Source organism: Mycolicibacterium monacense (genome assembly GCF_010731575.1).
Classification (GTDB): domain Bacteria; phylum Actinomycetota; class Actinomycetes; order Mycobacteriales; family Mycobacteriaceae; genus Mycobacterium; species Mycobacterium monacense.
In genome coordinates this window covers 2,149,977-2,172,324 of the sequence record NZ_AP022617.1, presented here as the reverse complement: position 1 = coordinate 2,172,324, position 22,348 = coordinate 2,149,977, and the positions used below count along the sequence as shown (strand labels likewise).

The following is a 22,348-nucleotide window of genomic DNA, read 5'->3' as shown; positions in this document are numbered from 1 at the left end:
CCTGCTGATAAACGGATTTCGTCTCCCTCTCGGACGACACCCGTTCGCACGTCAGGTCACCACCCGGTCCCGAGGCCAATCGCCGTGTCGTCGCCAAGTGCCGCTCCTTGCAGATCGGCAACTAAACGGCCGTGCCAGAGCAGATGAAACAGTACGGGCAGCACCACCAAAGGAGTCCCGACCGCGTGCACACCAGCCATCAACGGACGGACCCGAGCGAAGACCTCCGCCAGTTGATCAGCCAAACCGATCTTCAATACTCGCGGATGCCGATAACCCGACAACCAACGTAGATTCGCCCGCAGCACTGGATCGAGGGAACCGACACGCAGGTAATCCCAACCGACCATCGCGCACGTGGCGGCAGACCGATCGAACACGTCCCGATCAGCGTCAGAGATCCGGTCGTCCTCACGAACGTCGACTACGACGACAGATCCATCGCGGCGCCGCACGAAGTAGTCAGGAGCATGCCGCGTGCCGTCACGCCAATGAATCCAAAATGGTTGCGACAGAACACCAACAACATCCGGATCGGCATCCAACGCCATCAACTGGTCACGTTCTACCCAGGACTCGTGACCTACATGTGCGCCGGTTGTGGCGAACCACCACAGCCCGGGAAAGTTACGCTGACCTCGAAACGAGGGGAAATTCCGCACTGGTGAACAGTCCAACTCAAACCGGGTTGCAGCACATCGGTCCAGCGATTGCCGCGTGCATCCCTCGCGGGTGTTGAACTCCAAGTCCACTGCACTCGCTACACCTGGCCCAGCCGAAACAGCCGACGTCAGCACACATAAACGCTAAGCCTCGTGCCCCAGATTCAATGAGAAAGACACGCACTTACCCCAGATTCAATGAGAATGCCCCAGAATCAATGAGAACGGACAATTCATCACGTGATGAATCGGTCGCCAGCCCACGGGGCCGCAGGGCGGGCGATCGTCAGCGCCCGCTTTCGTTCTCGCAGTTACAGAGCTATCGGAGTAGCTGAACGGCGCAATGATTGATTGCATCGACGGGCGATCACGCGTTGAGTGCTTCCTCAAACCGACGATGCTTGGGCGGCAACGACAACGTCGAGTGCGCCGCGAAGAGGCTAGGCGGCACATGGCAATTCGTCACGGTGACGTATTGAAGCGAGTGGGTGGGGGTGGTGAAGAGCGGCGGCCGGACCGCCCTCGGCGTCAAGTGAATGACGGCGGTTTCGATCTGCGAGGCGGTCGACTGTCGCGCGTCGAGATCTACACCAGGGTCGCAAACCGATCGTTATGACGACCCTGAGGTAGAACTCGGCGCAGCAGGATCAGTTAGGCGGGGGTTAGGCGGGACGCAGGTGTCCGATCCAGATCATCTGGAGAGTGGGACATGTCGCCGACCTCGGAGCTCTCAAGCGATTCTGGACGACTTTCTCCCGATCTGTCCACAGAAACACAAGAGTGCCGGACAGAGTTCGAAAAGACCTGAGAGTGTCGGACACCCGCTTGCCCCCGCCGCGACGCCGACGCCGCACGGCTGGCTGTGGCATCGCTTCACTTGGCGAACGACCTCATGGACGGTCATAGGGGAGTGGGGCTTCGTTGACGCTGCGCCCGAGTGCAGTCGGCGAAAACATGGATAGCAGTCGTTATCCACGACAAAGTTCTGTCTACCCTCTAGTTGTCGCCTGCAGGCAGGAGGCGTGTGGCTGTCGGTGGGCCGTGGCAGGGGCCTGTGAGGTGCGCTGGGGCGGATCTCACCACCGTGTCCGTGGCCATGACAAAGTCCTCCCTGGTGGCCAAGTAGAGGTCCCCGCTGGTGGCCAGATAAAAGTCCCCACCCCGTGTTCGTCGTGTCGATCAGGAACTGTGGGCCCCGATGGTGACGGTGAAGGTGCCAACCACACACCATCACCACCGGGGAGTTCCATTGAAGTCTGCGAAGGACCGCATGGACATCATTTCTGCCTATCAACAAGTCGGGTCGTATCGGGGTGCCGCCGACCTCTGCGGCACTACGCCCAAGACCGTCAAACGCGTCGTGGAGAAGTTCGAAGCCGGCGATAACGCACCGCCGCGAGCGCAACGGGCCCACAACTACGACGCGGTGACTGATCTGGTCACCGAGCGTGTCGAGAAGTCCCAGGGTCGGATGTCGGCCAAGCGGATGCTGCCGATCGCGAGGGCCGCCGGTTATGAGGGGTCGGCCCGTAACTTCCGCCGCCTGGTAGCCGAGGCGAAGACGTTGTGGCGCAACGAGCATCACCGCGGCCGTCGCCCCGCAGTGTGGTCACCGGGTGAATACTTGGTGATCGACTGGGCCCAAGCGGCACCGGGGTTGTTCCTGTTCTGCGCGGTGTTGGCTTTTTCCCGGTGGCGCTTCGTGGCGTTCGCCACCGACCAGAAGGCATCGACGACGTTGGCGTTGATCGCCGAAACCTTTACCGCGATCGGTGGGGTTCCGGCCCGGGTGCTGGCCGACCGGATGGCCTGCCTCAAGGGTGGCGTGGTCGCCAACGTGGTGATCCCGACTGCCGAATACGTCCGGCTGGCCGCCCATTACGGCTTCGCGCCGGACTTCTGCCACGCTTCGGATCCCGAATCCAAGGGTGTCGTGGAGAACTTGTGCGGCTACGCCCAACGTGACCTGGCCGTCCCGCTGCTCACCGAGGCTGCCATCGCGGGGCGCGGTGTCGATCTGCGGGCGGCCAACGCCGCGGCCAGGGCGTGGTGCGCCGAAGTCAACGCTGCGGTGCATTCAGAGATCCAGGCCGTACCCGAGGAACGTCTGCTCGTCGAACGTGAACTGCTGCAACCACTACCGTCGCTGCGGTTGCAGATCGGGGCGCCGTCGGTGCTCCGCAAGGTCGACCGCTTGTCGTGTGTTCGGTACGGCTCGGCCCGCTATTCGGTGCCCACCCGGCTGATCGGATCCAGTGTGGCCGTCGTGGTCGATCACGGTGCGGTCTGCCTCCTCGAGCCAGCTACCGGGATGATCGTGGCCGAGCACGAGCTCACCGCACCAGGCACCGCGTCGATCCGCGACGCGCACTACGACGGGCCACGGCCAGCACCGCATCGGGGCCCTCGACCCCGAACGACGACCGAGCAGCAGTTCTGCGCCCTGGGTGCCGAGGCCGAGGCGTTCCTCATTGGCGCTGCGGCGATCGGCAACACCCGACTGGGCTCGGAGTTGGAGGTCCTACTCGGCTTGGGCGCTGCCCACGGCACCGACGCACTCACCGCGGCGTTGCGCCGTGCGGTGGCCTTCCGCCGGTTCCGTGCCGCCGACGTGCGTTCCATCCTGGCCGCCGGCGCGGGAACCCCGCAGCCCCGCCCTGCCGGGGATGCGTTGATCCTGGACCTCCCGGTCGCCCCGACCCGATCGTTGGACGCCTACACCGTCACCTCGGCCGTAGACGGTGGGGTTACGTCATGACCACCACATCAGCGAAGCCAGTCAACCCCGTTGCACCGCAATCGGTTCCGCCGCTTGCCGCTGACCTCGACGCCGGTCTGCGGCGACTCAAACTGGCTGCGATCCGCCGCACCGCACCCGAAGTCCTGATCACCGCGAAGACCCAGCGATGGACCCCTGAGGAGGTGTTGCGGACTCTGGTGGAGACCGAGTTGGCGGCGCGGGATGCCTCCAACGTGGTCAACCGGCTCAAGGCGGCCGGCTTCCCGGTCGCCAAGACACTCGAATCGTTCGACGTGGCTGCCTCCTCGATTCAGCCGAAGGTGTTCGACTACCTCTGCAGCCTGGAATGGATTCGTACACAACAGAACCTGGCCATCATCGGACCCGCCGTTATCAACGGGTAGTAACACGCTCGAATCTATGTATGCGACAGGGAGGTTAGAGCCAGGTTTGTCATCGTTGTTGCCGGTTTATCGGCGGGTGTTCTTCGACGTGAAGGAACGGCAACGATGGCGTATCCGGTGGCAGTGTCTCCTGCGAGGGGGCAGCGGACCTGGACCGTGCTCGGGCAGGATTATGCAACGGTCGGTCCCGTTGAGGAGTGGATAGAAGCTCACCGACACCTGTGGTCGCCGAACACCGTGCGCGGTTATGCGACTTCGTTGGCCCAGTGGTGGAGCTTCCTGGAGCAACGCGGGCAAGCCGACGGTTGGTACGAGGTCGGTGTCCCAGCCGTCACGGCGTTCCTTTCCTGGCAACGCAATGGCCGCACAGTTGAACACCGGCTGGCGGAGTCGGACCTGGCGCCGACCGCTGCGACCTTGGAAGTTCGCCTGGCAGCGTTGATTTCGTTCTACCGATGGCATCAAGCAACCTCCGGTGTGTTGGTGGCGGAGCGGTTACTTCGAGGAACACCGCGGCACCGACCAGCCCGAGGCTTGCTGGCGCATCTGGATGCGCGTTCGGCCCCGGCGGCAACGTCGCTGGTGCGCGTGCGACGCGACCGACGCAGGGACAGACCGCCCTTACTGCTGCCTGAACAGATCCAGGCGATCCTGGATGGCTGCGCGGTCTTCGATGCCGAGTCCGGATCGTGGCGAGGCAACCTGCGGGACCGGTTCGTGTTCGCGCTGCTTGCGGAGACTGGGATGCGTCTCGGGGAGGCGTTGGGCTTGCGGATCGGCGAGTTCGTCCTCGGCCGCGGCGGCACCGCGTATGTGGAGATCGTGCCGCGCTCGGATAACCCGAACGGTGCGCGGGTGAAGATGATGCGACCGCGACGGGTCTATGTCGGTGCTGACCTCGAGCGGCTGTTCGCTGACTATCTCACCGATATCGCCTGCCGCGCAGCTGAATCCGGTATCGGGCTGACAGATCAGTATCCGCTGCTGGTGAATGTGGCGCGACCCCCGCTGCTGGCGGCTCTGCGTGAGACGACAGTGCGGGAGAAGGTGGCCACGCTGCGCCGGCGCGGCATCGGGACGCCTGGGTGGACACCGCATTGGTTCCGCCACACCCATGCCACCGCATTGTTGCTCGCGGGGACACCGGAATGGGTGGTCTCTCGGCGCCTCGGGCACGCCCACGTGCAGACGACCCTTGACCTCTACGGCTGGGTCCGGGACGACGACGCGCTGCGAGCGGCGGCCAACTGGGCTTCCTATGCCAGCAGCTGGCGGGTGGCCGAATGATCGACGAGCGTGGGCACCGTCACCTGCGAAGAGCCGAACACCTCGATCCGATCTGGCGACTCTGGGACGGGCTGCCGGCGCAGTGGCGTGGCCCGGTGCTGGGACCTGGCATCGAGAACTGGGCATCGCTTACCGAGAATGACTGGCCACACCTCGATCTGAGCGGATTACCCGACCCCTTCGCCGCGGAGCTGGCGTGGATGGCGCACTGGCAGGCCGGTGATGGCACCCGGGTGTCGGTGCTGGCGATGGCGCAGTTCGCCAACATCATTCGACGGGCCATCGCCGAAGGCCGTACGTTCGCGCCGTCGATCCGGGCGATGGATTACAACGCCGCCGCGGCATTACAGGGCTGGTTCTATGCCAGCAGGGGCAAGCGACTGCCCTCACCCAGAGGCCGCGCCCGGGTTCACGGCCTGTTCGGGTTTGCACGACACGCACTGATCGCCGCCTGTCACGACGGCCCGTGGTGGCAACTGGATTTCTGGCACCCGCGTTGCGATCCGCGGATCCCCCTCACCGACCGCGAACCGGTCGCCAACTACGGCTGCCCACCCGGACACATCCAGCTGCCCTGGCTGCGGGCCGCCGTGAAGTGGCACCTGGGCACCTCCCTGGAATCCGGGATGCTGCGCTGGACCACGGTCAGCCAAGAACGGATGAGAAGCTTCCGCCGCTTCGACAACTGGCTGACCACCAGCTTCGACGACCCCACCGACATCCTGGGTGACCCCACGACAGCGGTCGAGCAGGCAGCCGCGTTCGCACGGTGGACCGCCGTGGCCGCCAACCGCGTCACCCGCGAATCAGACACCCGCCACCTCGGAAGACCGGTGCCGACCCGAGGGATCAACGACGACCTGCGAGCCGTGGCCGGCCTCCTGGACTTCGTCGCCGCCAACCCCGGCGAAGCACGCACCGTTCTGGGTGCCGACCCCTGGCAACACGTCACCGCAGCACACGCCGCCAGCTGGTTCGGCCGTGTCACCCGGATACCGCATCAACGCGGCTTCAACGACGCGAACTACATCGACGATCACGCGCTCGCCCAGATCACCGCTGCGCTGCCGTTGATCGGATTGCCCGCACCGAGCAGATGACCATCACCCGCGGCGATGGCACCACCATCACCGTAAGCGGGCTCGACGACCCGCAAGCGATGCGGATGATCCTGCTGCAGATCCTCACCGGCCGTCGGGCCAGCGAGATCCGCACCTGCGACTTCGACTGCCTCACCGCTGCGCCCAGTACCACCGCGGCCGCAGACGACGACCAAACGCTGAGCAGGTTCCGTTACGCGCAAAGCAAGATCGACGTCGCGCCAGACACCATCCTTGTTGACCACGAAGTCACCGAAGTCATTGCTGAACAACACCGTTGGCTCCAAGACCAGCATCCGGGCGGCAGCAGGCGGTACCTGTTCGCGCGGCGCCTGGGCAACCGCCGCGGCGACAAACCCTATCCAGCAGGCACCTACAACTGGTGCTACGCACCCTCAGCGACCTCGTTCAGATCACCGACGCCAAGGGCCACGTCGTGCGGTTGAGCCACACCCACCGCTTCCGACACACCAGGCTGACCCGACTGGCCGAACTCGGCCTGCCAGTCCACGTACTGCAGCGCTACGCCGGACACGCCACCCCCACCATGACCATGCACTACATCGCCGCCCGCGACGAACACGCCGAGCAGGCGTTCCTGGCCACCGCCAAGCTCCGATCCGACGGCACCCGCATCCAACTCTCCAGCGACGACCACGACAGCCTGCACCTGTTCCGCCGCGCAGACCGGTTCCTGCCCAACGGCTGGTGCACCCTGCCACCGCTGCAGTCCTGCGACAAAGGCAACGCCTGCCTGACCTGCTCGGTATTCGTCACCGACCACACCCACCGAGACGTTCTGCAACGTCAACTTCGCGAAACCACCGATCTGATAAACCGGGCCGCAACAGAATTCGAGCAACGACACGGCCATCCCATGCCCGAGGACAACGTATGGCTCACTAGGCGCCGCACTGAACACCACGCTCTGGAACGACTCCTCGACGCCCTCGACCACGAACCCGACTCCGCGGCCCACGGCGCGATCACCGAGTGTCATCAACCCAGCGCTGGACCCGTCCCGCTGACTCTCGACCTCACCCGCCACCGCAGGAGCACCCCATGACCGACTCCCGAGAACGCCGAATCACCGCCCTCACCGAGGCAGCGAAAGCCAAGTCCGAGAATAAAACCCGAGACGCTGACCAAGCCATCCGCCGACTGGTCAAACGCGGCGAACCGATCACGTTCCAAGCCGTGCAACGTGAGGCAAGCGTCTCCCACGCCTTCCTCTACAACCACCCCGAACTGCGCAAACGAATCGAGCATCTACGCGGCGCCCGCCGCAAGGCCACCACCGACCAGCGCGCCGACACCGATGACACCCTCGTCATCACGTTGACCCGCCAGCTCGCCGAACTCAAGAAACAGCACCGTCGGCAACTGCAAGCGCTCCGCGACGCCCTCGAGCGGGCACACGGCGAGAACCTCGACCTACGGCGCGAACTGGCCCGCCGCGGCATCCAACCTTCGCCAAACGTTGCATCGATCGCAACAACGTCCTGAACTGGGAGAACACAGCCATTCTGCGCTCCAACCCTCGATAACGCCCGGGACCGGCAAGTCCCACACCCTCATCGGCCTCGGAGTCGCTGCCATCCATGCCGGACATAAGGTCCGCTACTTCACCGCCGCGGACCTAGTGGAAACCCTCTACCGCGGCCTGGCCGACAACACCGTCGGCAAGATCATCGAATCCCTGCTGCGGGTCGATCTGATCATCCTCGACGAACTGGGCTTCGCCCCACTGGACGACACCGGCACCCAGCTGTTGTTCCGGCTCGTCGCTGGCGCCTACGAACGCCGCTCCCTGGCCATCGGATCGCACTGGCCGTTCCAAGAATGGGGCCGATTCCTGCCCGAGCAGACCACCGCGGTCAGCATCCTCGACCGGCTCCTGCATCACGCCACCGTCGTCATCACCGACGGCCAGTCCTACCGGATGAAGGACGCCCAACACCGGAAGGAGACCGCCCCACCAACCTAGAAATCACCGCACGGGGTGGGGACTTCTATCTGGCCACCAGCGGAGACTTCCACTTGGCCATTGACACACCGGCGATGTTTTCAGTCACGTGAACCGCCCCGGTGAGTCCGGAGTGATGTGGATATGCCGGGGCGGTTCAACGGGTCCCGCGACCTGCACAAGTGACGGGTTGACATGAGCCAGGGACGACGCAGCGCTCGGACCGGCGGATCGTGGCTCGCTCGCTTCGAACGCAGCTTGAACTGAGGCAATGGGCACCCGCGAAGGTCGTTGTCGATCCCCGCTATGGGTTCGGCTGGCCGCGCTTTGGTACTGCGGGTCCGCTTGTGGCCGACGTCGCGGCGACGCTGAAGGCGGGGGAGCAGGGGGGCTGGTGTTCGTAATCTCCCGCGAAGAAGCCCGAACCGCCGCACGCGTCCTCCTGGGCCGCGCGCCTGAGTTTTACCTCGACGAAGTCTTGCCGATAAGACTCTGCACCGCGCTCCATCGAGGCGTTGGGTACATAGTCCACACTCCACCAGAGTTGTAGGCCCAGGGCTCTGACGACACAGTGTGGCTGCGAGATGCCGGTCGTAGGCAGTGGTTCGCAATCGGCCGTGTTGCAACGATTTGAAGACTCCGAGCGCGCTGCGCGATATCAGCACAGAGGCCATGAGCGGTACGCCGGGTGTGTGGCGGGTCCATGGTGGCAAGACACCTCGCCTCGAGCGCTGTAGGCATTCGTCAACGCCGAAGCATGTGATGCTCATCCGTCGGGCGACGCTATCCTTGGCGCCGGCCCGACAACGGTAAAGAGGACGCTGCTCACAGTGTCAATTCGCCCGCCGAGGCTCTTGCTCTTGTGCGACCGTTGTTTCAAGAACTCGCCTCCAGTTGGCCGTAGCTACCGGGGGTCGGCGTGACCACGTCTGGATTGTCACGCGGGCGAAAGCAATGCAGTGGGGGGCAACCGGACGTCACGTTTCCCGCCTCGTGAAGTCGCCGGATCTGTTCAAGCGCCAGACCCGGAATATGTCCCACGCTGGGGGCATGGTTACTTCGTTCGTCCGGTACGGCTATGTGCCGGTGATGTTGTTCGGTGTCAACGGTGCGGCGATTGCTCTGGCGCACGCGCCGTGGGCGGAGGTCTGGATGGCGGCCCTCATACTGATCGCGGTAGGCTTATCCTTCGCTGCGGAGCGGACGTTGCCCTATAGCGCAGAGTGGAACGAACCGATCGGCGACGGAGGCCGTGACTTCGCCCACGCGTTCATCAATGAGACCTCGCTGCTATTGACAGTTCTCGTCGTGCCTTTGCTGGCGATGCTTAATTCCTTTGGCTCGTTGTGGCCCTACTCGCTGCCGTTCGTGCTTCAGGTTCTTATCGCAATAGTTGTAACCGATGTCGGTGTGACGGCGGTACATGTGGCCAGTCACAGGGTGGGCTGGCTGTGGCGTCTTCACGCTGTCCACCACAGCGTGAAACGCTTCTACGGCTTCAACGGTCTAATGAAGCATCCACTGCACGGGGCGCTGGAACTCGCTGCCGGCATTTTGCCGCTGCTCATCCTCGGCTTGCCGAAAGCGATCGCGGAGGTTCTCACGGTGGCGATTGCCGTTCAATTGCTGTTGCAGCACTCCAATGCTGACTACCGCGTCGGACCGCTACGTAAAGTACTCGCGCTCAACGAAGGTCACCGCTTCCACCATCTCAAGTGGGCTGGGATTGGTGACGTCAACTTCGGACTTTTTACCCTGGGAATGGATCACGCCCTCCGGACATTCTCCTTCGATTCCGAACGCCGGTTTCGTTCGGACGACCTCGGCATGGCCGCCAAACCTCACTATCCGACGCGGTACCTCGCCCAGCTGGCTGAACCCTTCCGTGCAAGCGGTAGATGCCAATCCGGCAAGGAGACCGATGGCGGCGAAACAGCCGTTTCAGAGGAGGTCGTGCGGTAACCCGGTCGAATCGGGTCGGCAGGCGTGAAACACGCCCGTGGCGATTGTGCACTCGCCATACTTCGTGACGTGGCTGGGCAATGCGCTGATCGAGCCCGGGAGGCTCATCTTCCGTGGACAGCTGGGTTCTGCCCACGCGCACGGGCACGCCGCCTTGCAGATCGTGACCATCGACGATGGCGCTGCCCTCCTCGTCGACGCCGATGGGCGAGGCCTGTCGGCGCCCGCCGCAATCATCCCCGCAGGTGCGGAGCATTCCATCGAGGCTCAGGCCTGTCAGGGAATGATGCTGTACCTGGAGCCCACAAGGTCATCGGTAGTGCAGTCACGGCCCTTTTCGGCAGCACGAATCGCAACGATGTCCGAGAGTGGGTGCGGCTCGGAAATAAGCTCGTCAATATCAATGTTGGTAAGCAGCAGCATCTTTCGTCCGCGGCAAACGAGGTCATCGCTTACCTGGTCGGAGTCGAGGGCCAACCTCGATGTGCCTTGCATCCGGGTGTGGAGGCTGCCGTGGACTTGCTGCCCGGAATCATCGAAGGTCCGGTGAAGCTCTCTGATGTCGCACGCACAGTGCACCTCTCTGCTGACCGTCTTGGGCGGCTTTTCGCGCACGAGGTTGGAATGTCGTTCCCGGCGTACGTGCGGTGGTGCCGCCTCATCCGCGCGATGGAGGTGGTGCGGGATGGCGGGACTATCACCGACGCTGCGCACGCTGCCGGATTCAGCGACAGCGCACACGCCAACCGCGTCTTCCATGAGATGTTTGGGCTGGCACCTATCGATGCCCGGCGAGGTGTACGACTCACCTGAGAAAACTCGGTACCGGCGGTTCCGGTATGTTCATCCACACGAATTACGGAGACAGTGCGTAATTGCCGGAGAATCGCGGCTGCGGATCACGCGCGTGCTGTCGGATGGGCTGGCGTCGATGGGGGTGTCGCTGATGGTCATGACGGTCGGTACCGAACTGTGTTGATCGACGTCCCGGTGAGTGAAGCGGGTCGCGATGCCGATCTGCCGAGTAGCTCCTACCTCGCTACTGACGTTGGGCTGTGGATGTCGCTTCCGGCTTTCGCGCCCGCGCTAGTCATCGTCGGTGTCGCTTTCTACATTGCCCGTCGCAACAGACGTCGCGAGCCTGGAGGCGACGCAGGTCCCACGCAGAGTCCCGCCGTCGACAGGAACGAGAACCCGTGAGCGCTCGGACAGCCCGGTGCGGCGTCGTCATCGCCGCTGCAGCGACGTTGTCTGCCCTATTGGGTTGCGGATCCACGACGACGGATTCGACGTCGTCGACCAGCCAGGCGGCGTCGACGGCAGCCACGACGATCTCCACGCAGCCGCCTCGTACCGAACAGGCGCCACCGGCTGCTGACGGCACCGTTGTCGAGGTCTCGATCGCCGGGGGCACGGTCACGCCGACGAACGGCCAAGCGCAGGCCACCGTCGGAAAGCCGATTGTGCTGCAGGTGACCAGCGACGTCGCCGACCAACTGCACGTTCACTCCGTACCTGAGCACACGTTCGACATTGAACCGCGTCCAGATCAGGCCTTCGAGTTCACTGTGGACGTGCCCGGCCAAGTCGATGTCGAGCTCCACGACCTCAACCGCAATGTCGTCACCATCCAAGTTCGGCCGTGACCCCGCGCGCCGGCATCCTCGCGCACGGCGTGGGCGGTTCCACTGACCTTCCTGTACCGCTGTCGTTCGCCCTCATCGGTGCGGCATGGGCGCTGACTGCGACTTTCGCGATCGTTGCTCTCGCGTGGAGGCGCCCGCGCTTCGACCCGGCGAAGCCGGGCCGCGAACTACCTGCCTGGGTCACCCGTGCCGTCGACTCTCCGACGTCACGCTGGATCATCGCGCTTATGGCACTGTTGTTCGCGCTTTGGGTTCTGGCGGCCGCCATATGGGGCCCCGACGGAAGCGACAACGCTCTGCCCGGCGCGTTCTACGTCCTACTCTGGGTCGGGCTGGTTGCCGTTTCGGTCTGCGTTGGTCCGGTCTGGCGACTGCTGTCGCCGATGCGCACCATCTACCGCATTTGCGGTCTCGCTCGACGGAAGGGAGCCGATGCTTCGGGCCGCTCCTATCCGCAACGATGGGGTTATTGGCCGGCCGCTTTGGGGCTTTTCGCCTTCGTCTGGCTTGAATTGGCAAGCCCTGACCCAGGTTCCCTGACTGCGATCAAAACATGGTTACTGATCTACGCGGGGGCGATTGGGGTCGGTGCGTGGGTCTTTGGTGCTCGGTGGTTCGCACGGGCAGACCCGTTCGAGGTCTACAGCATGGCGGTCTCGCGGCTATCACCCTTTCGGCGTTCGCCGGCATCGGGACGAGTGGAACTCGTCAATCCCCTCGATCATCTGCCGACGTTGCCAGTGCGTCCCGGAATCGTCGCAGTTCTGGCGGTGCTGCTGGGCTCTACCGCGTTCGACAGTTTCTCCCAAGCTCCAGCATTCCGAAACTTCGTCGATCGCACCGCTAAAAGGGTTCCGCTCTTCGAAGAAGTCGGCGGTGCGACAGTGCTGAGGACAACGGCATTGATCGTGTTCGTCGCCATTGTTGGTGTGACCTTCTGGGGTGCCGCGCGAGCCACCGGCGGCATCGATCCCCAGAAGCGCCAAGAACTTCCCGGCCAGTTGGCGCATTCGTTGGTTCCCATCGTTGTCGGTTACATTTTCGCCCACTACTTGTCTTACCTCGTCGAACGCGGACAGGAAACTGTCGTGCGCTTGGCTGACCCGTTTGGCCTGGGTTGGCAACTGTTCGGATTGGCACCGAATGATGTCAGTTACATCCTGTCTCAACACCCGTCAGTGCTCTGGACGATCAAGGTCGTGTGCGTGGTCGTGGGGCACATGGTGGCGGTCGTCTCCGCGCACGATCGCGCTCTGCGGATGCTGCCGCAACAGCATCAGATCACCGGTCAAGTGGCGATGATGCTGACGATGGTCGGCTACACGTTCACCGGTCTCTACCTTCTGTTCGGAGGCTGATAACCACCTCTTTCGGAATTTCTATACGTCCTACTGAGGTGCATAGTAGATTGTGGAGGCCGTCAGGTGAGGTGGGACCGATCCCGACGAACTGCTGCGGCGGGAATTCTGTCGGGGGATTCCGCCACAGTGTGGCGAACCGAGCTGGCGAAGCGCCGTCCAACGCTCCCGTCAAGCTTTGGACGGCGGCGGCGAGCCGATAAGTAGGCGCCTGGCTTTTGCAGCGATGCTTCCCATGCTGTATCTGCATCGGCGACGGCATGATGGTGCACCCGTCCACCGACGGAACGCCCGTCGAGTCGCTCCGATCGCGACGGCACCGATGTACAACGTAAGCCGCTGCTGAGCTCGCGGCGGCCTTTTTACTGGCTCGCCGCGCCGAACCGGCACCTGGTCGCGCCACCAATTACTATGTGGATACGTAATAGCAGGAGTGGGACCCGACGGATAGTTGTGATGAAAGTGTTGGCTGGACGCCGAAAGGTAGTTGCGCTGAGTGTGTTCTCGGCTGTCGCGGTGCTCGTGAGCGCATCGCAGACAAGTGCTCTCAAGTCTCGGCTGTCGAATACGGTGGTTGCGCCCGGTGCCCTGGAGGTTGAGCAGACGCCGCAGGCGGCGCCCGAGCCTCCCGTGATCGAGATTCTTCCCCGCACAGGCGCCAGCGATGTGGTCCCCGTCGGCGCAGTGAAGGTGACCGCGACAGTTGGCACCCTGACTGATGTGCGGATGCAGAACGAACAGGGCCGGGTCGTCGCGGGTCGAATGGTGGGGGGCGGACGTGCCTGGGAGCCCGCCGAGCCGCTCGGATACGGGCGGTCCTATACGCTCAGCGCGACCGGCCGGGGGGCTGACGCCCGCACTGTTACGTCTGTCTCCGAGTTCTCTACTGTCGCGCCGCAATCCCAGGTCGGAGTTCGGCTGGGCATGACCAACGGAGCGTCGCTGTCGGAGGGTGGTGTGTACGGTGTCGGAACCGTGATCGTGGCAACCTTCGACGCGGACATCGTGGACCGGGCGGCGGCCGAATCTCGCCTCCAGGTCATAACGTCGCCGCAGTTGGCGGGCTCCTGGATGTGGGTCAACGATCGCAAGGCGCACTGGCGGCCGCGTGAGTATTTTCCTTCCGGCACTGAGGTCACGGTCAAAGCCGATCTCTACGGTACTGATCTGGGTGGTGGACTGTTCGGAGAACAGGACAGGCAGGTCAGTTTCCGGATTGGGCCGTCTCGTGTCACCATCGCCGATGACACGACCAAACAGGTCAGTGTTTACGAGAACGGCGCTTTGATCCGCACGATGCCGACATCGATGGGCCGAGGAGGGACGCAGACTGTCGGCGGCAAGACAATTGCGTTCTGGACGCAACCTGGCGTTTATACGGTGATGGAGAAACAAAATCCCGTCTTGATGGACTCGTCGACCTACGGATTGCCCGTCGATTCGGCATCGGGGTACAAGATCAGCGTCCCACACGCGGTGCGGATCAGTCCCGACGGCATCTACCTCCATGAGCGCGAAGCGACCGTGTGGGCGCAGGGAAACACCAACGTTTCGGCGGGCTGTTTGAATCTGAGCGCGGAGAACGCCGAGTGGTACTACAAGTTTGCCAATCCAGGCGATGTTGTCGAGATCCGGAATACCGGCGGCGCACCGCTGGAACAGTGGCAGAACGGAGATTGGTCTGTGCCCTGGGACGAATGGGTGGGTGGCAGCGCGTTGCGCCCCTGATCAGTATTCGATGAGTCACGCGACGTGCGACGCCTATTCCGCTGGTCCCCTTGGGTGCGACTCGGACCTGAGACAGAAACTGGCTCAAGCCGCTTGACACGAATAGGAGCATCAAGGGTGGTGTTGCAGGTGAACTTAGGACAGCCAGTCCAGTCGATCCGCGACCACTGCATAGCCGACGTAGGCCACCGTGTTGATAACCCCGTGGGCGATGATCAGTGGCCACAGCCGACCGGTGCGTCGCCACGTGTAGCCGAATACCAGACCCATCACGACATTGCCCAGCCCGGCGCTGAAGCCTTGATACAGGTGGTAGGTGCCGCGTAAAAGGCTTGACAGCACCAGCGCGGTGGCCGGGCGGACCCGCAGTTGGTGCAGCCGGGTGAGCAGAAAACCCACAACGATGATCTCTTCGGCCCAGGCGTTGGCGAACGACACCAAAATAAGGACGGGGATGCGCCACCACGTGTCGTTCAGTTCCGAGGGCACTACCGATGCGCTGAGACCCAATGCGCGGGCCGAAAGGTACAGCGCCAGGCCGGGCAGGCCGATAACGGCCGCGAGCCCGATGCCACCGAGCAGGTCGAGCCGGCACCGTGGTCGGCCCAACCCGATTGCTGCCGGGCCAAAACCACTGCTCCACAATAGGTATACCGCGAGAAAGCCCCAAGCGACCAATTGGAACACGGTCGCCAGATTGAGGCCGAGATCGATGAGGTCGAACGAGGAGCGGCGCGGGTTGAGCGCTACGGTCTGCCCCGCCAGGCCGAGCAGCACCGCCTCGATCAGATCCAGGATCGCGGTATAGGCGCTCAGAGCGAACGTCACCATCAACACAACGACGATCTCGATCCGCAGCGGCCGCCGCTGGTCGTCCGTTAAGGCGTCGGGGGCAGTCACTGAAGCCACGGTAGCCTGCCGGGTCCACACCTGCTTCTTGCACAACCCGTCGAGAAGGGCAGCCGTCAGCGTCCGGATCGCCTGGGGCGCCCCACTTCTTGATTGCGGTTACCCGATCGGAAGAAGGTGATGTGTCTTGCCTTTCCAAGTCAGGGCCCGGGTTCATCTCCAGGGTGTTCTGCTGCGTTCTTCCGGCGGTGTCGCCTACGTTGCCAGAACGCAATCACACCTCCAAGCGCCAGACCGGCGCCGGCCGCTGTGAGTACAGACGCCTTGGTGTCCGAACCTGCGATCGCCGGGGGGGAGGGCTCAGCGGTGCTGGGTGCTGCACGGGCTGGCGCGGTGGTGGGTGACGGCTCTTCGGGGACGCCGGCGATGGTGAAGGTGTACGAGCCGGAGACGGGGTGGCCATCTGCTGAGACCACGCGGTAGCTGACGGTGTACAGGCCGTTTTTGAGTCGGTCGGGCCCGACGGCGACCGTGAGGCGCGGCCCTTCGACGTTTGCCGAGCCCGACACCCAGTTGCGACCATCGGCGCTGGTGACGGCGACGTCAGCGAACGATGGATTGACCTCCTCGGAGAAGTTCAGCACGACGGCGGTCAATGGGGACGCTACGCTCGCGTCCTTGGCCGGGTCGGAACCCACGAGTGAGGTGTGCGCGGCAGCGACCCCTACTCCGGACAGCAAGAAGGCTAGCGCCACCAGTGTGGTCATGACGGTGCGCGTGGCCAGGTTCACGGTCCTCCTCGAGCTTTGCGTCCGTCGTGCCAACACGCGGACCGAGTACATGAGTGTAAGTTCCCTCTGGCAACGCCGGCGTCATTCACGCATGCCTCAACGCCAGCACCCGCTGGACGGCAGCGCTTAGACCGCAAGACCAAACCCCCCGATGTCGTCGAATCGTCAAAACGGTAGGACCCACCCTCTACGGTACCGACGGACTCGGCGACTGGAATGTTCCGTGCGAACTAGTAGTAAGCGGGCAACACCACGTAGCTGACTTAGTAGCGGCGCACGTTGTAGATCGGCGCCGACGAGATCGGCGCCACCTTCACCGGAGTGCCGTAAGTCGAGGCGTGCACCATGTTCCCATCGCCGATGTAGATGCCCGCGTGTGAGGCGTCCGAGTAGAAGGTGACTATGTCGCCGGGCTGTACCTCGGTCTCCGCCACGGGTTGTCCGCCCGCCGCGAGCGCCTGACTCGACCGCGGGAGCGACTTGCCGTTCTGCAGAAACGCCCACTTGATGAGCCCGGAGCAGTCGAAGGCATCTGGTCCTGTCGCACCCCATGAATAGGGCGCACCCACACGGGTCAACGCCGCCTGCACGACCGCGGCCCCGCCGGGTGAGCTCGACGGACCCGGCCCCACCGGTGGTATCGCCTCGGGCATCGCCATGATGGCCGGGTTGGCCGCTGGTGGGACCGGCGGCGCGGGCGGCACCGGCCCAGGGTCGGCAAGCGCTGCACGTTGATCGGGAGTCAGTGCGCGATATAGCCCCTCTACCTCGGCGATCTGTGTTCGCAGCCGGCTCTGCTTCAATTGCAGGCCCGCGCGGACGGCGGACGCCTCCTCTGCGGCAGTACGAGCTGCCAGCGCTGATGACTGCGCCGCGAGCGCGGCTTCGTCGGCACGGGTCGATGCGGCGCGAAAGGCCCTGATGCGGTCCGACATTTGAGTGGCCATTACCTTGCTCGACGAGAGTTCGTCGAGTAGCCGTTGCGGAGACTCCGCGGTCAGCGCCGCGCTGATCGTGCTGGTCGAACCACCCATGTACGACGCGGCCGCCACCTGGTTCACGGCGGCCTGATACTCACCGAGGTCGGCTCGCGCCGCCGTCATCGCCTCGAGTTCGGCGCGTTGCCGATCCTCGGCCCTCCGCTGCGCCGCGAATTTCGCTTGGAGGTCCAGTTCGGCCGAATACACCGCTTCCGTGGTCCGCTCGGCTTCTCGAGAGAGCTCCGTCACTCGAGCCAGGGCGTCGGCAGCCGGGTCGGCCCACCCAGTGCCCGCCGAGTCGCCGAGAGTCAGTGCCAGCACGATCGCCACGACGAGAGCTCCCGCGGATCGGCATACCGCGGCAGGGCGGTTCATCCTCAAAACACAGTCCTCACACCGCAGGGCCATCTATGGTCTAGCTACGTAGGTCACGGAAAGATTACGAGTAACCGCGTTCAATGTCCACGCCGACGGCGATGCGCATCGGCCCTACGACTCCATCGCGCGTGCTCCGTCGCACCAGGCGCGACTCAAAGGCGCACTCCCGCTGAATGTTCCGGTCGAATCGCACCACGGCGCCCAACGCCGCAACAATCGCACATTTACTGTGTGCAATAGTAGGTAGCGACTCAGTAGACCGTCTGCGGACGTGGCTTGACGAGGGACGACATGACAAGTGGCACCGCCATCACGGCACGGGTTCATTCCCTGAATCGGCCCAACATGGTCGCCGTGGGGACGATCGTGTGGTTGTCCAGTGAGTTGATGTTCTTCGCCGGTCTGTTCGCGATGTACTTCACCGCTCGTGCCCAGGCCGAGGAGTGGCCGCCGCCGCCCACCGAGCTGAACCTCGCGCTCGCGGTGCCGGTGACCCTGATCCTCATCGCGTCGTCGTTCACCTGTCAGATGGGCGTATTCGCCGCCGAACGCGGCGACGTGTTCGGCCTGCGCCGGTGGTACGTCGTCACCTTGCTCATGGGATTGTTCTTCGTGCTCGGCCAGGCATACGAATACATCAGCCTGGTGCGTGAGGGAACCACGATCGCCGGCAGCGCGTACGGGTCGGTCTTCTACATCACCACGGGTTTCCACGGGTTGCACGTGATCGGCGGTCTCGTCGCCTTCATCCTGCTGCTCATGCGCACGCGCATGAGCAAGTTCACCCCCGCCCAAGCGACGGCTGCCATCGTGGTGTCCTACTACTGGCACTTCGTCGACATCGTGTGGATCGCGCTCTTTGCCACTATCTACTTCGTGAGATGAACAGGGGCACGCCGCGCTGGTGGTGTAGACGGCCCCCGCGGGCCGGGAGGTGGCCCGCGCAGGCGGCGCTCATCGTCGCGTCGCCGCCACCCTCGTCGGACTCGCCTCGACCGGCGCGCCGTCCGTCGCCGCGGAGCCGTCGTCGGCGCAGACCTCCTCGATCACCCCACACGCCCCGCTGTCTCAACACCCACCAAACACTCCTAGGACGACACGCACCCCGGCCAACAACCCGAAGGCGCGAGCCCGGCGCTGTGGATCCTGGCCGGCGCCGTCGCCGGAGTGATGGCCATCGCCGTCATCATGCTGAGATCGGGCAAACCCGTACGCCATCACCTCACCCGGGGCCCGTGGTCTGAACGGCGAGTGGATGATCAGCCACCAAACAAGACAGATTAGGTGCCCCTTTTCGGTCGGCGCCTTGTCCTGCCCATGGAGATCGGCATCGTCTTTACGCGTTGCCAGTTAAGCCCACGGTCATCGTCTCGGTGAGGTCGTCGGCGGCCGCGACCACCTCGTCACGCCAGCACGCCGGCCGCAGCGCTGACCGTGACCGGCGACTCCACCTAGCCCGACGTCGCCCTCGGTGACCGACGTCTGCAAGTCCGGAACGAGCAGATCGTCGTTGGGGGGATGCCCTTATCGGCGACTGCTTCGGATCGGTGCGCCTGCCGCAGCGTTGGTAGACCGTCGCACGCTCCGCCGATCGCCGCCATGCCGACGATTGCCAACAGCGTTAGCGTCATCCACCAGACGCTCCTGCGCCGATAGATCGCCCGCATGGTCGATACGCCTCTTCGATGTCATCCCGTCATTCGCCGTGAAGCCATTGCGTTACCATTTTACGTAGTCTCTACGTAGATCGTGCCGTGCGGACCGGCCCCGGCCGCAGGGCCGTCGCCGGTGCTCGCCCGAGCGGCCGCCGGCGCCGAACGTCCAGTCAGGGAGGTCGTCGTGTCCTTGCCACAGGTCACGCACGACACCGCGCGGCTTCGAGTCGGCGTCCCGTATCGGAGAAAGCCCCCCGTGAGTGGCACTTGAAATGACTCATCGACTCACCGATGCGCCCCGAACGTCGCCGTCGAGGCTGGACATGGACACGGGCGTTGCGCGTCGGGGACGGAGGCGACCCTCGACACACCGGTTACCGGTGATACGGCGTGGCATCGCCGCGGGTTTGAGCGCGGTACTACTCTGTGTCGCAGTTTCGGGATGCTCCAGCGGAGACGACGCCGTCGCGCAGGGTGGCACGTTCGAGTTCGTGTCGCCGGGTGGGCAGGTCGACATCTTCTACGATCCGCCGCAGAGTCGTGGTCGCCCGGGGCCGATACGCGGACCCGACCTGATGGACCCCAACCGCACGTTGTCACTTGATGACTTTGCCGAGCAGGTGGTGGTGATCAACGTGTGGGGTCAGTGGTGCGGCCCCTGTCGCACCGAGATGCCGGAATTGCAAAGGGTGTACGACGCGACCCGGAACGAGGGAGTCGCCTTCCTGGGCATCGACGTCCGCGATAACAATCGCCAAGCTGCGGTTGACTTCATCGTCGATCGCAAGGTCACCTTCCCGTCGATCTACGACCCACCGATGCGCACGATGATCGCCTTGGGCGCGAGATATCCCACCACCGTCATCCCGTCCACCATCGTCTTGGACCGGTCGCATCGCGTCGCCGCGGTGTTCCTGCGAACGCTGCTCGGCGAGGATCTCGAACCGGTGGTCCGTCGCCTCGCCGCCGAGACCGCGAGCGGCTCAGGGTCCCCGCGATGAACGGCGACCCCGCCCTGGCTGCACGTCGCCGGGGGGCCCGGCCGACACTCGGGCGCAACGCTGCGACGCGATGGTGGGCGGCCCCGTGATCGGTCAGGTGGTGCTCCCCACCTCACCGCCGTCGATATGGGCGATGCTCGGTTGGTTACCGCCACCGGTTCCGATACTGCCGGTATTGGCAATTGTTTTGGCGGTGTGGTACCTGCTCGCCGTTCGAGTCGTCAGATCTCGTGGCCGCCGGTGGGCGTGGTCGCGCACCGCGAGCTTCCTGGCCGGCTGCATCGCCTTGGCGGCGGTGACGGGTCTGGCCATCGACGGCTACGGCTACCGGCTGTTCAGTGCCTTCATGTTCCAGCACCTGACGCTGTCAATCCTCGTTCCGCCGCTGCTCGTGCTGGGTGCGCCCGGCCGGCTGCTACTCAGGTCCACGCCCCATCGTGGACTCGGACGCTACGTCGTGATCTCCGCGCTGGGCGGACTGCGCTGCCGGGCGAGCAGGATCGTGCTGCACCCCGGCTTCACCATTCCGGTGTTCCTGTTGAGCTACTACGGCTTGTACCTTTCCGACCTCTTCGACGCGGCGGCGGCCAGCGTGGCCGGACACGTCACACTGCAGGTGTTCTTTCTCGCCAGCGGCCTATTGTTCATCCTGCCGATCCTGTCGACCGGTCCCCTGCCGGTCCGGCAGAGCAACCTGGGCCGCTTCTTCGACATCTTCGTCGAAATGCCGCTGCACGTCTTCATCGGCGTCATCCTGATGATGGCACCGCGGACGCTCACCGAGACCTTCGCCCAACCTCCGCCGAACTGGAACGTCGACCCGGTCGCCGACCAGGGGGTCGCCGGCGCCTTGGCGTGGTCCTACGGCGAGCCCGTCGCACTGCTGACGACTTTAATCTTCGCCATCCGATGGCGCCGAGATGAGGAGTCGGAGTCGGCGAGGAGGGAGGCCGACGTCGAACGCGACGAGGCGGAACTAGCTGCCTACAACGCGTTTCTGCGCGGTCTGCATCGTCAGCGGCGACCACCTACCGACGTGCCGAGCACCGCCAACGACGACTGACGCCACGACGACAACGCGCCGGCAGCTGATCCGGAGCCGAACCGGGTCGCCGCAGCGACACTCGTCAGCGCTGCAGCGGCGTCATGAGGGACATCTCGAACTGCTGACCCTTGATGAGCGACCGTGCGTTCGCCATCGCCCGAGGATTTGAGCCTGCTTGCAGGTGGTCACGTGCGGCCGAGATCGTGAAACGGTGCTGCTTGATCATCACGTCGAGATACGGGCCCGCCGCCCCCGCCCCGTTCGCCCCGGTCACGCGACGGACGTCGGAATCGGCGGCGAGCGGATGTTCACCCGACGCAACCGCAACGCTGGGCGCCTCCGCCGCAGGACCGGGGCTCGACGTTCTTGGGGGCGGATCCCCAATCCGCGAGAAGTGACTGCAGCTCATTGACATAGGTGGTGCTGCTCGTGTTGATTCGTCTGGCGATGTCGCTGACCTCGGGTGCGATGCCGAGCTTGCCGGTCATCTGGATGCTCAGTGCGGCAGCTTAAGCGCTGTGGTCGATGATGTCGCGTGCGAACAGCACGTCGAACTGAGTGTGCGGTTGAACGGCGATGGTGCCCGCGGCGCTCGGGGGATCCGGGGGCGGAACACGGTTCGCGTCGGCACATCCCGCAACGACGAGCGTCGTCGCAGCATGCCACTCATGCCGCGCGGACCGGGTGGCCGGAGGCCGTTGTCGGATCGTCGCGCACACAGTCCCTTTTCAGCGCCGTCGGCTTTCTATGATGGCGACGATCGTTTGCCGTAGGTGCTTCGGTCAGGAGGCCGCCT

19 protein-coding genes and 3 pseudogenes are annotated in these 22,348 nt (G+C 64.3%); 16 read left to right on the top strand and 6 right to left on the bottom strand.

All coding sequences use genetic code 11. The features are described 5' to 3' along the window. Positions 1-56 precede the first annotated feature (56 nt). Positions 57-797 carry a TnsA-like heteromeric transposase endonuclease subunit gene (locus tag G6N49_RS10305; RefSeq protein WP_011894084.1) on the bottom strand — a complete coding sequence of 247 codons (741 nt, stop codon included), beginning with the start codon at positions 795-797 and terminating at the stop codon, positions 57-59. Positions 798-1,911: 1,114 nt separating this feature from the next. Between G6N49_RS10305 and istA the strand changes: the two genes are divergently transcribed. From istA to G6N49_RS10250, 13 genes and pseudogenes are all read left to right on the top strand, one after another. After that, the gene (gene istA, locus G6N49_RS10300) at positions 1,912-3,420 is read left to right on the top strand and encodes an IS21 family transposase (protein WP_082947906.1); all 1,509 of its coding nucleotides are present in this window, start codon (positions 1,912-1,914) and stop codon (positions 3,418-3,420) included. After that, positions 3,417-3,791 (top strand): annotated as a pseudogene (locus G6N49_RS10295) (ATP-binding protein); the annotation flags it as partial. The gene istA and the pseudogene G6N49_RS10295, both read left to right, overlap by 4 nt. A 120-nt stretch (positions 3,792-3,911) precedes the next feature. Then, positions 3,912-5,093 (top strand): tyrosine-type recombinase/integrase, encoded by a 1,182-nt coding sequence (locus G6N49_RS10290; RefSeq protein ID WP_083045659.1) that lies wholly within the window; start codon positions 3,912-3,914, stop codon positions 5,091-5,093. Then, the gene (locus tag G6N49_RS29765) at positions 5,090-6,193 is read left to right on the top strand and encodes a hypothetical protein (protein ID WP_322790266.1); all 1,104 of its coding nucleotides are present in this window, start codon (positions 5,090-5,092) and stop codon (positions 6,191-6,193) included. Before G6N49_RS10290 ends, G6N49_RS29765 begins: the two co-directional genes overlap by 4 nt. Further along, entirely contained in the window at positions 6,190-6,639 is a 450-nt protein-coding gene (locus G6N49_RS29760; protein ID WP_322790265.1) for a site-specific integrase, read from the top strand. Before G6N49_RS29765 ends, G6N49_RS29760 begins: the two co-directional genes overlap by 4 nt. Continuing rightward, the gene (locus G6N49_RS29755; protein WP_322790264.1) at positions 6,576-7,259 is read left to right on the top strand and encodes a tyrosine-type recombinase/integrase; all 684 of its coding nucleotides are present in this window, start codon (positions 6,576-6,578) and stop codon (positions 7,257-7,259) included. The genes G6N49_RS29760 and G6N49_RS29755 overlap by 64 nt, the downstream gene beginning before the upstream one ends. Then, on the top strand, positions 7,256-7,699 hold the full coding sequence (locus G6N49_RS10280; protein WP_083045661.1) for a DUF6262 family protein: 444 nt from the start codon (positions 7,256-7,258) through the stop codon (positions 7,697-7,699). The genes G6N49_RS29755 and G6N49_RS10280 overlap by 4 nt, the downstream gene beginning before the upstream one ends. A 46-nt stretch (positions 7,700-7,745) precedes the next feature. Further along, positions 7,746-8,180, top strand: a pseudogene (locus G6N49_RS10275) (ATP-binding protein); the annotation flags it as partial. 1,029 nt (positions 8,181-9,209) lie between these two features. After that, the gene (locus G6N49_RS10270) at positions 9,210-10,121 is read left to right on the top strand and encodes a sterol desaturase family protein (RefSeq protein ID WP_064916353.1); all 912 of its coding nucleotides are present in this window, start codon (positions 9,210-9,212) and stop codon (positions 10,119-10,121) included. A gap of 64 nt (positions 10,122-10,185) precedes the next feature. Beyond that, positions 10,186-10,934, top strand: a pseudogene (locus G6N49_RS10265) (helix-turn-helix transcriptional regulator). A gap of 383 nt (positions 10,935-11,317) precedes the next feature. Beyond that, positions 11,318-11,767, top strand: a complete 450-nt coding sequence (locus G6N49_RS10260; RefSeq protein WP_064872578.1) for a hypothetical protein — start codon at positions 11,318-11,320, stop codon at positions 11,765-11,767. Further along, positions 11,764-13,125 (top strand): hypothetical protein, encoded by a 1,362-nt coding sequence (locus tag G6N49_RS10255; protein ID WP_064872580.1) that lies wholly within the window; start codon positions 11,764-11,766, stop codon positions 13,123-13,125. Before G6N49_RS10260 ends, G6N49_RS10255 begins: the two co-directional genes overlap by 4 nt. Positions 13,126-13,581: 456 nt before the next feature. Beyond that, positions 13,582-14,853: a L,D-transpeptidase gene (locus G6N49_RS10250; protein ID WP_225892155.1), complete on the top strand. Its 1,272-nt coding sequence runs from the start codon at positions 13,582-13,584 to the stop codon at positions 14,851-14,853. Positions 14,854-14,988: 135 nt separating this feature from the next. Here G6N49_RS10250 and G6N49_RS10245 read toward each other — a convergent pair whose 3' ends face one another. The 3 genes from G6N49_RS10245 to ripC all read right to left on the bottom strand — a co-directional run bounded on the left by G6N49_RS10245 (position 14,989) and on the right by ripC (position 17,848). Then, complete coding sequence (locus G6N49_RS10245) at positions 14,989-15,762, bottom strand: CPBP family intramembrane glutamic endopeptidase (protein ID WP_234786799.1); 774 nt, start codon at positions 15,760-15,762, stop codon at positions 14,989-14,991. Between the two features lie 140 nt (positions 15,763-15,902). After that, positions 15,903-16,493 (bottom strand): copper resistance CopC family protein, encoded by a 591-nt coding sequence (locus tag G6N49_RS10240; RefSeq protein ID WP_234789219.1) that lies wholly within the window; start codon positions 16,491-16,493, stop codon positions 15,903-15,905. A 263-nt stretch (positions 16,494-16,756) separates the two neighbouring features. Continuing rightward, positions 16,757-17,848 carry a peptidoglycan hydrolase RipC gene (gene ripC / locus G6N49_RS10235; protein WP_207545932.1) on the bottom strand — a complete coding sequence of 364 codons (1,092 nt, stop codon included), beginning with the start codon at positions 17,846-17,848 and terminating at the stop codon, positions 16,757-16,759. 294 nt (positions 17,849-18,142) lie between these two features. On the opposite strand from ripC, the gene ctaE reads away from it, so the two are divergent. The 3 genes from ctaE (at position 18,143) to G6N49_RS10215 (ending at position 21,570) form a co-directional block, all read left to right on the top strand. Further along, on the top strand, positions 18,143-18,736 hold the full coding sequence (gene ctaE, locus G6N49_RS10230) for an aa3-type cytochrome oxidase subunit III (RefSeq protein ID WP_064872589.1): 594 nt from the start codon (positions 18,143-18,145) through the stop codon (positions 18,734-18,736). Positions 18,737-19,778: 1,042 nt separating this feature from the next. Beyond that, positions 19,779-20,507, top strand: a complete 729-nt coding sequence (locus G6N49_RS10220; protein WP_372507581.1) for a TlpA disulfide reductase family protein — start codon at positions 19,779-19,781, stop codon at positions 20,505-20,507. Between the two features lie 70 nt (positions 20,508-20,577). Then, entirely contained in the window at positions 20,578-21,570 is a 993-nt protein-coding gene (locus tag G6N49_RS10215; RefSeq protein WP_064872592.1) for a cytochrome c oxidase assembly protein, read from the top strand. A gap of 64 nt (positions 21,571-21,634) precedes the next feature. Here the strand turns inward: G6N49_RS10215 and G6N49_RS29850 are convergent, their stop codons facing one another. Together G6N49_RS29850 and G6N49_RS29465 are read right to left on the bottom strand one after the other, a co-directional pair. After that, positions 21,635-21,826, bottom strand: a complete 192-nt coding sequence (locus G6N49_RS29850) for a DUF305 domain-containing protein (RefSeq protein ID WP_372507582.1) — start codon at positions 21,824-21,826, stop codon at positions 21,635-21,637. A gap of 34 nt (positions 21,827-21,860) precedes the next feature. After that, a complete protein-coding gene (locus G6N49_RS29465; RefSeq protein WP_225892159.1) occupies positions 21,861-22,040 on the bottom strand; it encodes a DUF305 domain-containing protein in 180 nt (59 codons plus the stop codon). Between the last annotated feature and the right edge of the window lie 308 nt (positions 22,041-22,348).